Origin of the sequence: Microbulbifer litoralis (assembly GCF_023634065.1) — a bacterium.
Classification (GTDB): Bacteria; Pseudomonadota; Gammaproteobacteria; order Pseudomonadales; family Cellvibrionaceae; genus Microbulbifer; species Microbulbifer litoralis.
Window position 1 is genome coordinate 38,443 of the sequence record NZ_JALKCV010000003.1, and the last position, 11,946, is coordinate 50,388.

Consider the following 11,946-nt stretch of genomic DNA (forward strand, 5'->3'; position numbering starts at 1 on the left):
TGGTTACGAGGAGCTTCGGCTTCTTTCCAACCCGGCAATTATTCAAAAAAATATGATTATGAGGGGAGTTGCGGCTGACATGGAGGCAATCAGGCTGGCAGTCAACGGACGGACCGATATCGGGCAGATACGCGAGGAGAACGAAGACTGCATTCGCTGGTACGGCGATCGCGAACAGCCCTTCGCCTACATTGTTGTAGCCGATGGCATGGGCGGCTACAGTGGCGGCGCCACCGCCAGCCGCATCGCGGTGGAAACGCTCGAGCGCCATCTCGGCAAGCTGCCCGACGGAATTTTTCTTTCCTGCTCACCGGAACAGCAGCAGCTGATGTTGCGCGCCACGCTGATCGACGCCATCGACAGCGCCAACCGGGAAATCCTGGAAACCCGGCATTCACACCCGCAGCTTTCGCAGATGGGGACCACACTGGTGGTCGCGGTCATCTGGAATGATTTCCTGATCGTGGCACATATCGGCGACTCGCGCGCCTACCTGTGGAACAACTACGGCCTGCAGCGTCTTACACGGGATCACAGCGTGGTCCAGGAAATGGTGGACCAGGGGAAAATCACTGAGCAGCAGGCCCAGGAATCCAATATCCGCAACCATATCACCCGCGCGCTGGGGGTGTCGGACCAGGTCGAACCGACCATCAACAGCTGGACGCTGACCGAGAGTGCACTGCTGTTGCTCTGCAGCGACGGTCTCACGGAATATCTCGACGACCACACCATTGAACGCGTCCTGGCGACACACCGCCCGGCACTGGAGTGCGTCTACCGGTTTATCGACGACGCCAATCAGCTGGGCGGCAGGGACAATATCAGCGCCGGCATCATGGAGTTTTCCACTATGCCGGACACTGTCACGGAAGCTTCCAACGAAGCCATTACACTCAAGCCCAGGAAGGAAGACGTCACCGTACGCAAGGAACAACGATAAGGATATCGAAGCATGACACCGGATCGTCTGGCCAATTTTGTTTCACTAAAACTGTCGGAAATCCACCCCCCGGGGATCGATTTTCACCCCGGTGACCCGATTGCCGCCTGCGACTGGATCAACCGCTTTTGCGCTTCCCCGACCATCGAAACGGAGATCGAACCGCGTCTCGGCGACTGGTGGCCACAGCTACCCGGCATTTCGGCAAACCACTACAGCCTTGCCCGGGCGCCCCAGCCGGACCTGCTGTACACCCACGGTTGCGGTCCTGTCAGTTTCTGTAACGGTCCCGGCCGGGACACCAGCGGCGATGCGCTGCCAGCGCTCGCCCGGTGCCAACAGGTCGTCGGCCATGTAATTGCCTGTAATGGCGCGGTGGCATTTTCCCGCACCGATTTTGTCTTTCCCGGCCCCATTCCCTTCCAGTGGCAGCGCCACTACCGCCAGCACCAGAGCGGGGAAACGGCGGGCGCCTGGCGCCACAGCCTGGATGAATACCTGCAGATAGACCAGGGCGGGGAAGAGCGGCAGCCGGGTGCCGCCCTGCATACCGCCGACGGCAGGAGAGTCGCCTTCACACTGCCCGCCATCGGTCACAGCAGCTTCAACCGATTCGAGCGGCTGCTGCTGCACCGGCAGAGCCTGCACAGCTTTCGCCTGCTCGGCTTCGGCCGCGCTGCAAAGACCTTTCGCGCAGACGGCACCGGGCAATCGCTTCCGCTCACGGAAATCCGCGATCCCAGCGGCAATACCCTGACCATCGATTACTACCGGGGCCAGCCGAGCAGGATTGTCAGCTCCTGGGGCCGCGCACTCGAATTCGAATACAGCGGCGACAAACTGGTCGCCGTACTCGACCGCCAGGCTCCCGAGGGCACACAGCGCCTGTGTCACTATGAATACAGCGACAGTGACGACCAGCTGCTCGCAGCCCAGGGGCTCGCGCGGCGGGAAACCTACCACTACGACGACACCGGCAGGCTGGCCGCTATCTCGTCCGGCGGAAACCGGGCAATCACCTTTTCCTACGACGGGCGCCAGCGCTGCAATCGCCTGCAGGTCGACGGTCTCGAATACCGCCTGCACTGGAGCCGTTCACAACAGGCCTGTCGCCTGGAGCGGCCGGGAGAGGACGCCGTCCACTGGAAATTCAATGCCTGTGGCCAGTTGCTGCGCGAACAGCAGGGCGAGGTGCAGCAGCGCTTTTTCTACGACCACTACGGCAACCTGTGCCAGGTCAGCGCCGCCGATGGCCGCCGCGAGATTTTTCGCAGCGACGAATTCGGCCGGCTGTTGCGCCGCAGTTGCGACGGCGCCAGCGACCGCTACCTGTACGACGCCGACGGCCTGTTGCAGGCGGCCCAGCGGCGCGGTGAACAAAGCTGGCACTATCACTACAATGAGGCGGCACTGCTGCGGGAAATTGTCGATCCATCCGGCGCGCACTGGTGCTGCAGTTACGACAGTCGCGGACTGCTGGAGGAACTGACGGATCCCGAGGGCGGCCGCGTGGCCCTGCACTGGGATGGGCAGGCGCAACTGCGGGGCCTGAACCGGGGCGATCGGCGCTGGGCCCTCGACTACAACCACTGGCAACAGCTGTGCGAGCTGACCGTCGATGACGAGGCCCATGGCCAGTGGCAATACGACGAACACGGCCAGCTGCACAGCGCGCAACTCGCGGGCGCGTCGCTGGCGCTCGACTACGACGACAGCGGCAACCCCTGCCGCATCCGCTGCGACGAAAAAGCACAATTGCAGTGGCAACGCGACAGCGCCGGCAGGATCTGCGCCATTACCTTTGCCGGCGGCGAACACTGGCACCTCGATTACGACCACTGCGGCAGACCCTCGCAACTGCATACCGGCAGCGACACATTCACCTGGCGCTACGACCGCTTCGGGCGCGCGACGAATTTCGACAGCGATGACGGCTTCCACCGCCAATGGCAATACCGGCACAGCGGCCAGCTGAGCGAGTATCGCGATGGCGACAGCCACTGGTACCTGAGCTACGACAGCGCCGGGCAACTGCAGCGGGTGCGCAACAACAGCGGCCAGCAGTGCGAGTTCCACTACGACCGCCACGGGCGCCTGATCCAGGCCAGCAACGAGCACAGTCACCTGCGGTTCCAGTACGACAGTCGCGGTCTGCTGCTGGCTGAACACTGCGATGGCAGCGACGGCAACCAGCTCAGCGTCAACCACCGCTACGACACTCGCGGCTGGCTCAGGGACTCCAGTTCCGACAGCCTGGACGTCGGCTGCCTGTTCGCGCCCGGCGGCGACCTCTACGGCGTCGACGCCAACGGCGAAAGCGTGCTGCGCATCGAGCGGGACGGCAGCCGGCAAACCCATCACCGGGGCGACAACCGCTGCCAGCTCGGCTTCCGCCTCGGCCGGCTGGCCACCATCGAGCTGTCCCCCGAGCTGGCCTGGGAGCTGCCGAACCGCGATCGCCCCGATCTCCAGCTGGCGCAGGTACCGCGCCCCCCACATGCGGTGCAGTGGGACAAACGCGGCAACGTCATCCGCGAATTCCGTCCCGGCAAACGGTCGCGCGAATACTTTTACCAACACGACGGCTGGGGGCTGATGAGCAGCGCGGAATGCGGCGATTTCAAAACACTTTTCCGCTACGATCCCTTCGGTCGACGCCTGGCAAAAGTCACCACCCACCGCCGATCCAGCCGCAAGCGGCGACTGCTGACACAATGGACAGCCACGGGACTCTGGCGCGAGAGAGCCCTGGTGGACGATGCCGAGAAGGCAACCTGGCACTACCTGCACCATCCCGTCGACGGCAGCCCTGTCGCGCGCCTCGGCGACGGCGCGCTGGAACACTTTGTCGCGGATGCCTGCGGCAACCTCCTCGCACTGATCGACGCCAGCGGGGACTTGCTGTGGCGGCGCGACAGCCTCGCCGACGATTCACCGAGACAGGGCCCGGGCAACTACCGCGGCAACGAGGGCCTGTTCGATGGCGAAACCGGTCTTTTCTACCAACGCCGGGGCTATCACTACGCCGGTGTTCCGCTGGCCCAGTCGATGCAACGGCCACCGACCGGTGGTATCGGCGATGCGCCGGAAACCGGACACCGGGATATGGCGGAGCGGGAGCGCGCGCTCGCGGCCCTGTAGAGGACCGGCAGACAAGAGCTACAATCCCGGTTAGTCTTCCGCTTTTTACAGTTTTATGGACAACCTATTCGAGATTGGCGGCATCGCCGTGGCGCGCGGGGAGACCCGCCGTATCGACCTGCCGGTGGTGCGCCTCTATACGGACACGGAAATGGCCATTCCGGTCTATGTGCAGCGCGGCAAGAAACCCGGCCCCACCATGTTCGTGTGCGCGGCGATTCACGGCGACGAGCTGAACGGTATCGAAATCATCAGCCGGCTGATCCGCAGCCGCGCACTGAAAACCCTGCGCGGCACCCTGATCGCCGTCCCCATCGTCAATGTGTACGGCGTACTGGAACAGTCCCGCTACCTACCGGACCGCCGCGACCTGAACCGGTCCTTCCCCGGCTCCGCCAAGGGCTCACTGGCGGCGCGTATGGCACACGTCTTCCAGACTGAAATCGTGTCCAAGTGCGACTATGGTATCGACCTGCACACCGGTGCCATTCACCGCAGCAACCTGCCGCAGATCCGCGCCAACCTCGACGATGACGAGACTCGCGCCATGGCCGGCGCCTTCGGCGTGCCGGTGCTGCTGAACGCGACCCTGCGCGACGGTTCACTGCGCGCATCGGCGGCGGACCTGGGGGTGCGCATCCTGCTGTACGAGGCCGGCGAGGCGCTGCGCTTCGATGAAGTGTGTATTCGCGCCGGGGTACGCGGCATCCTCAACGTGCTGCGACACCTGAAAATGCTCCCGGCCTCGCGGCGCAAACACAGCTACGAGCCCTATGTGGCCCGCCGCAGCGGCTGGCTGCGGGCCGGCGACAGCGGCATCGTCAATCACAGGAAAAGGCTTGGCGACCATGTAAAAAACGGCGACCTGCTGGCCACCATCGCCGATCCCTACGGCCACGAACTGGACCGGGTGGAGTGCAACGCCGACGGTATCATTATCGGCAGACAGAATATCCCGCTGGTTCAGGAGGGCGAGGCCATGTACCACATTGCCTATTTTCGCGAACTGGACGAGGTCGCGGAGAACCTGGGGCAGTGGCAGGACAGCCTGTTACCGGACGAAAATTTCTGAGGGAGGGAGTCGGCCGGCAAACATCCGCCGGCCGACTCCAGAGACCCGGGGAAACAGACCGCTCAACAAAAAGGTCCGTCCCCAAAATACGGGCACTCAATTAAAAACGGATTTCAGCCCAGGCCGTAATACCGCAGCTCGTTATTCTCCTCATTGCACTCCTCGACATCACTTTTATAGTCCACCTTGGCCAACAGCTCTGCATTGGGATCAAAAACCCAGTAGCTGAAGGTAAAAGTGAGTACGATACTGGCACCCGCGGCAAGGCTGGAAACAGACTGGACATCGACCGCGCCGGTACCGGGGTCGGCCAGTTCGGTAGCGAAACTGCCGGCAGCCACACCGCCGATATTGCTGATGGTGACCTGGACTTCGGAAATGCCGGCGGCGCTGTTCCAGACCGGATCGGCGATATCGGCAACCACCAGGTCCGGCTGGTCGCAGGCACTACCCTGCACACACTCGCACATGAACAGCTCGCTCTTGAAAGGCTCATAGCCGGCCGGATAGACGAAACAGGTCGGGTAGTCATCGAACTGGTTGCCGTACAGCCAGTGCGATTTGGGATCGTCGATCGGTTCCAGGATGATTTTTTCGCTGGCAGTCACTTTGCAGACATTGGTTCTTCTCGTCTGCTCATCCATATTGGCACTTGCCTCACTTTCCGATGGCGCCGCCACCCAGGCCTCACAGGTTTTCGGACAGGTCAGCGGCCCCTGGCCCTCGAAAAAATTCGGATACCAGCCTACGGAGTGATTGTTCATGGAAAGATCCTGCACCGGATCGGCGTGAAGCACCGGTACAGCAGCGGTTACGGTAAAAATGAAAATTGTTGCAATAGACTTCAACATAGGGAATCCCTCTCCTGTTATTGAATTTTCACTGATTCGAGTTCAGTTCACACAGAGTCCGATCACCTCCTTTGCTACGATCGAAACCCGCGCGAACAGCCCTGCATAACCGACAGGAGAAAATAAATCAAGCGAGGGAGTTTCCTACGCCAAGAGGGAGGATTTTCCCGATGAACCGGCAGGCAACACCTACGGGGGAAATCGAATCTGGCGAGAGGCGGGGGAATTGTCGGCCGCCGGATGACCGGCGGCCGCGCCGTCAGTGTTTACGCAACTGTTCCAATACTTCCTTGCTCGGATAACCCTGCACTTCGACACCGATACTCTTCTCGAACGCTTCGATCGCCCCGCGGGTACCGGAACCCGCCTTGCCATCGATCTCGCCCTTGTAGAGCCCCTTGGCTTTCAGGATTTTCTGCATTTCCTCGACCTGGGTACTGTCGATCGGCGTAAACGGCCGCTCCCAGTCGTGTACCAGCCCGCTGCCGCCACCGATCCGGTCCGCCAGCAGCCCCACCGCCGTCGCGTAGCGATCGGAGTTGTTGTAGCGCTTGATCACGAAAAAGTTTTTCAGCATCAGGAACGCGGGCCCATCGCGACCGGCGGGCAGTTTCAGTTCCGCCTTGTCATTCGGGCGCGGGAAAGGTTTACCGTTGGCGCGCTTGACGCCCCACTTGTTTTGCCAGTCCGCCAGCGTCAACTCCCCAGCCGGCAGTTTGCGATCGGGGATGGTGACTTCATAACCCCAGGTCTCGCCGCGGCGCCAGCCGTTTTTCGACAGCAGGCTCGCCGCCGTGGCCAGGGCATCCGGCACCGAATTCCAGATATCGCGACGACCGTCGCCATCGATATCGACGGCGTAGGCCAAGTAGCTGGTGGGAATAAACTGGGTATGGCCCATGGCGCCGGCCCAGGAGCCCATCAGGTGGCTCTCGTCGATATCGCCGCTCTGCAGGATTTCCAGTGCCGCCAATAACTGCTGGCGACCAAATTTACTGCGCTGCGGATCCGCGTAGGCCAGTGTCGCCAGCGAGCGGATCACATTGCGCATGACCGTGTCGTTATCGAGGATGGCGCCGAAGCTGGATTCGATCGACCAGATCGCCAACAGGATATTCGGGTTGACGCCAAAGCGCTGCTCGATCTTGTCGAGCCACGGCTGCAATTCCTTTTTCTTCGCCTGGCCGCGCCGCACCGCGCCCTTGGTCACACGGTTGTCGAAGTACTGCCACACCGGCGCCTTGAACTCCGGTTGGTAGCTGGCCTTGTCCAGCACCCACTGGTCCGGGGAGGTAATGCCCTTGAAGGCGCGGTCGAATACTTCCGGGGAAATGCCCTCGGCGATGGCGGTCTTGCGGAATTCCCTGATCCAGTCCTGGAATCCGCGGTCGTCGGCCCGGGCGGTCGGCGCGGACAGGAACGAGAGACACAGCAACAGGCTGGCGCAGAGGACGGCGATATCCCGGCGCAGGGCGAGCGGGCTGAACATGGCAACTCCTTCGGCAGTTCGTTAGCTCGCTCAAGGGTAGAGCGGAATCCGCCGTTCGGAAAGGCGGATTGCCGGAAGCGTGACGGAATGCGGACTACGGCGCCGGCACGTTCAGGGGATCACATAAAAGAGCACGGCAAAGAAATGCAGTGCGCCGCCGGCGAGCACGAACAGGTGCCAGATGGCATGGTGGAAGCGCAGGCTGCGCCACAGGTAAAAGGCGATGCCGCCGGTGTAGCAGAGGCCGCCCGCCACCAGCAGCCACAGGCCGCCGCTCTCGAGGCTGTCCATCAGCGGCTTGATCGCGGCGATCACCACCCAGCCCATCAGCGCGCTCAGGGTAATCGACAGGGCGCGGATTCTCTTCAGCGGCGTAAACTGGATCACCAGCCCTGCCAGTGCCAGCCCCCAGATAATGCCGAACAGCCACCAGCCCCAGGGCCCGCGCAGGGTCACGAGGGTAAAAGGGGTGTAAGTGCCCGCTATCAGCAGGAAAATGGCCGAGTGGTCGAGGGTGCGCAGCACTTCCTTGGCGCGAATATGGCTGATGCTGTGGTACAGGGTCGAGGAACCGAAACACAGGATCAGCGTGGCGGCGTACACACTGGAGCTGACAATATGCCAGGCGTCGCCGCGCAGCGCGGCGAAACCGCAGAGGACCCCGAGACCGGCGATGGCCAGCAGCGCGCCCACGCCGTGGGTGATGCTGTTGGCGAGTTCCTCGGCAAAGCTGTAGCGGGCGGCGATGGTGGATGGCATGGATACCCCGACTTCTTTAAGCTGGCGAGCCGTGACGATGGAACCAGCTTGGCAACACTTTGTGACTGGTTGATTAAAGATAGTCCACATCATCACGGCAGTGGCCCCGCGACGCAAGGATTGATTGGGACTGCCGATCCAGAGGAGAGGAATCTATGACCGCGAATCCACAGGAAATACTGCAAAGCCATTTTCACCTGCAGGCGTTCCGCCCCGGCCAGCGGGCCGTGATCGAGCGGCTGCTGGCCGGCGAATCGGCGCTGGCCATCTTTCCCACCGGCGGCGGCAAGAGCCTCTGCTACCAGTTGCCGGCACTGGCGATCGATGGCCTGACGCTGGTGATCTCGCCGCTGATCGCACTGATGCAGGACCAGGTGGACACGCTGCAATCCCTGGGCATCGCCGCCGCGCGCCTCGACTCCAGCCGCAGCGGCGATGAGGTGCGCGATATCTACCGGCAACTGCGCGGCGGCGAACTCAAGCTGCTGTATATCGCCCCGGAACGGTTGCAGAACGAGCGCTTCCTGCAGCTGCTGCGCGACCTGCGGATCGGCCTGATGGCGGTGGACGAGGCCCACTGTATTTCCGAGTGGGGCCACAACTTCCGCCCCGACTACCTCAAGCTCGCACAATTGGCGCGCGAACTCGGCGCCGAGCGGATACTGGCCCTGACCGCCACCGCCACACCGGAGGTGGCCGCCGATATCCGCCGCCAGTTCGATATCGCCGATACGGCCCAGGTACAGACCGGTTTCTACCGCGAAAACCTGCAACTGCTGGTCACGCCCTGCGGCGAGGCGCAGAAGCTGCCGCGGCTGAGCGAGCGGCTGCTGGCGGAACCCGGCGCGCCGGCAATCGTCTATGTGACCCTGCAGCAGACCGCGGAAACCGTGGCCGGACAACTGGCTGCGGCCGGCGTCCGCGCCACCGCCTACCACGCCGGCATGAAACCCGAACAGCGCGAGCGGGTACAGAACGCCTTTATGGCCGGCGAGATCAGCGCGGTGGTGGCCACCATCGCCTTCGGTATGGGGATCGACAAGGCGGATATCCGCGCGGTCTACCACTACAACCTGCCCAAGTCACTGGAAAACTACATGCAGGAAATCGGCCGCGCCGGGCGCGACGGCAAAGCGGCCCGCTGCGAACTGCTGGCCTGTGCCGACGACAGGCGCGTGCTGGAAAACTTTACCTACGGCGATACGCCCATCAACGAGCACCTGCAGGCACTGCTGCACCACTTGCTGGAGCGCGGCGAGGAATTCGATATTTCCGTCTACCAGCTGTCGGCAGAATTCGATATCCGCCAGCTGGTGGTCAACACCGCGCTGACCTACCTGGAACTGGAAAAAGTGATCCGCGCCACCGGCCCCTTCTACAGCAGCTACCAGATACAGTTCCTGCAGCCGGTGGCGGAGATACTGACGCGCTTCGACCCGGCGCGCGCGGATTTCCTGCAGCGGTTGTTCGACGCCGGCAAAATGGGCCGCACCTGGCTCACCATCGACGTGCAGAACGCGGAACAACAACTCGGCGAGCCGCGCACGCGCATCCTCAAGGCACTGCAATTCCTGGAGGAAAACGGCTGTATCGAGACCCGCGCCAAGGGCGTGCGCCAGGGCTACCGGCGCCTGCAGCAGCCGGACCTGCCCACCCTCTGCGCACGCCTGGGGCAACTGTTCGCGCGCCGCGAGCAGCAGGACCTGGCGCGGCTGCAGCTGGTACTGGACTACGCTGTCAGCCCGGACTGCCTGCCGGCACAACTTTGCGGCTATTTCGGCGAGACGCTGGCGCAGCCCTGTGGCCACTGCAGCAGTTGCCTCGAACCCCGCCCCCGCGAGTTGCCGGGCGCGGCGCCGGCACAGATCGGTGCGCGCGAACGGGGGCAAGTCGAAGCGCTGGTCGCTGAGGCCAACCCGGCGCTGGCGCACCCGCGGCAACTGGCGCGCTTCCTGTGCGGCCTCGCCAGCCCCGCCACCGTGCGCCTGCGCAAACACCCGCAGTTCGGCAGCCTGGCGAGCCAGCCCTTCCAGCAGGTGCTGGCGCTGACGGAGCAGGTTTCGTAGGGTGCGCCGTGCGCACCGACTGAAATCGGGGCCAATCGACGCCCGGCGGTGCGCACAGCGCACCCCGCCACCTGCCGCAAACAAAAACGGCGTCCCGAGGGACGCCGTTTCCGCAAATATGCCGATCAGATGCTGGCTTTGTGAATCCCCATCTCACACAGTGCCGAGGATTCGCGCACGATGGTCTCGTTGCGGTCCGGGCCGGTGGAGATGATATCGATGGGGGCGCCGACCAGTTCCTCGATGCGGGCAATATAGGCGCGGGCGTTGTCCGGCAGTTCCGCCTCGCGGCGGATACCGAAGGTGGTATCGCTCCAGCCGGGCAGGGTTTCGTAGACCGGCTCCACGCCCTCCCAACCGGCGGAATCGAACGGGATCGGCACTGTCTCACCGGCGCTGTTGCGGTAGCCGATGCAGATCTTGACCTCTTCCAGTCCGTCCAGCACATCCAGCTTGGTCAGGCACAGGCCGGAGATGCTGTTGATGCGGATTGCGTGGCGCACGGCGATGGCGTCGAACCAGCCGGTGCGGCGCTGGCGGCCAGTGGTGGCGCCGAACTCGTGACCCTTCTCGCCCAGGTGGCGGCCGACATCGCAGCCCAGTTCCGTCGGGAAGGGGCCGCTGCCGACACGGGTGGTGTAGGCCTTGGTAATACCCAGCACATAGTCCAGGTACAGGGGGCCGAAACCGGAGCCGGTGGCGGTGCCGCCGGCGGTGGTGTTGGACGAGGTCACAAACGGGTAGGTGCCGTGGTCGATATCCAGCAGCGAGCCCTGGGCGCCCTCGAACAGGATATGGTCACCGCGCTCGCGCGCCCGGTGCAGGGTATCGGCCACGTCGGTGATCATCGGCACCAGCTCATCGCGCCAGACGCGGGCCTGCTCGACCATGTCGTCGTAGCTGACCGGGTCCACCTTGTAGTACTGGGTCAGGGCGAAATTGTGGTACTCGAGCAGTTCTTTCAACTGCTCGCAGAAGCTGTCCCAGTTGCACAGGTCACCCAGGCGCAGGCCGCGGCGGGCGACCTTGTCTTCGTAGGCGGGGCCGATACCGCGGCCGGTGGTGCCGATGGCCTTGTCGCCGCGGGCCTTCTCCCGCGCCTGGTCCAGCGCCACGTGTACCGGCAGGATCAGCGGGCAGGCCGGCGACAGGCGCAGTCGCTCGCGCACCGGCACCCCTTTTTCTTCCAGTTCTGCCATTTCCTTCAGCAACGCCTCCGGCGACAGCACCACGCCATTACCGATCAGGCAGGTCACGCTGGGGCGCAGGATGCCGGATGGAATCAGGTGCAGCACCGTCTTCTCGCCGTCGATCACCAGCGTGTGGCCGGCGTTGTGACCGCCCTGGAAGCGCACTACCAGTGATACCTTCTCGGTCAGCAGATCGACGATCTTGCCCTTGCCCTCGTCGCCCCACTGGGTGCCGAGCACTACTACGTTCTTGCCCATTTGCGTAAATCTCGCGTTCTCAGTTCATCAGTAGGATGGGCAAAAGGGAGCGTAGCGACCGTGCCCATCAACCGGCCTTGATGGGCACGACCCCGCCATGGATGGCGGGGATGCAGAAAACGCAGGAGCAGTTTTCTGCCTGCGCTTTGCCCATCCTACGAATTCGCCCAAGCACCG

Annotated in this window: 8 protein-coding genes; 4 read left to right on the top strand and 4 right to left on the bottom strand. The window is 63.3% G+C overall.

The window, feature by feature from the left end; translation table 11 throughout:
* Positions 1-79 precede the first annotated feature (79 nt).
* The 3 genes from MWN76_RS05875 to MWN76_RS05885 are packed head-to-tail and all read left to right on the top strand — an operon-like array spanning position 80 to position 5,156.
* Positions 80-943, top strand: a complete 864-nt coding sequence (locus MWN76_RS05875; protein ID WP_250460146.1) for a Stp1/IreP family PP2C-type Ser/Thr phosphatase — start codon at positions 80-82, stop codon at positions 941-943.
* Positions 944-955: 12 nt separating this feature from the next.
* On the top strand, positions 956-4,084 hold the full coding sequence (locus tag MWN76_RS05880) for a DUF6531 domain-containing protein (protein ID WP_250460148.1): 3,129 nt from the start codon (positions 956-958) through the stop codon (positions 4,082-4,084).
* Positions 4,085-4,139: 55 nt separating this feature from the next.
* A complete protein-coding gene (locus tag MWN76_RS05885) occupies positions 4,140-5,156 on the top strand; it encodes a succinylglutamate desuccinylase/aspartoacylase family protein (RefSeq protein WP_250460150.1) in 1,017 nt (338 codons plus the stop codon).
* A 113-nt stretch (positions 5,157-5,269) separates the two neighbouring features.
* Here the strand turns inward: MWN76_RS05885 and MWN76_RS05890 are convergent, their stop codons facing one another.
* From MWN76_RS05890 to trhA, 3 genes are all read right to left on the bottom strand, one after another.
* Entirely contained in the window at positions 5,270-5,920 is a 651-nt protein-coding gene (locus MWN76_RS05890; RefSeq protein ID WP_250460152.1) for a CARDB domain-containing protein, read from the bottom strand.
* 346 nt (positions 5,921-6,266) lie between these two features.
* Positions 6,267-7,496: a lytic murein transglycosylase gene (locus MWN76_RS05895; RefSeq protein WP_250460153.1), complete on the bottom strand. Its 1,230-nt coding sequence runs from the start codon at positions 7,494-7,496 to the stop codon at positions 6,267-6,269.
* Between the two features lie 111 nt (positions 7,497-7,607).
* Complete coding sequence (gene trhA, locus MWN76_RS05900; RefSeq protein ID WP_250460155.1) at positions 7,608-8,255, bottom strand: PAQR family membrane homeostasis protein TrhA; 648 nt, start codon at positions 8,253-8,255, stop codon at positions 7,608-7,610.
* A 155-nt stretch (positions 8,256-8,410) separates the two neighbouring features.
* Between trhA and MWN76_RS05905 the strand changes: the two genes are divergently transcribed.
* A complete protein-coding gene (locus MWN76_RS05905) occupies positions 8,411-10,321 on the top strand; it encodes a RecQ family ATP-dependent DNA helicase (RefSeq protein ID WP_250460156.1) in 1,911 nt (636 codons plus the stop codon).
* 125 nt (positions 10,322-10,446) lie between these two features.
* On the opposite strand, the gene MWN76_RS05910 is transcribed toward MWN76_RS05905, so the two are convergent.
* Positions 10,447-11,769, bottom strand: a complete 1,323-nt coding sequence (locus MWN76_RS05910; RefSeq protein ID WP_250460157.1) for an adenylosuccinate synthase — start codon at positions 11,767-11,769, stop codon at positions 10,447-10,449.
* Positions 11,770-11,946 lie beyond the last annotated feature (177 nt).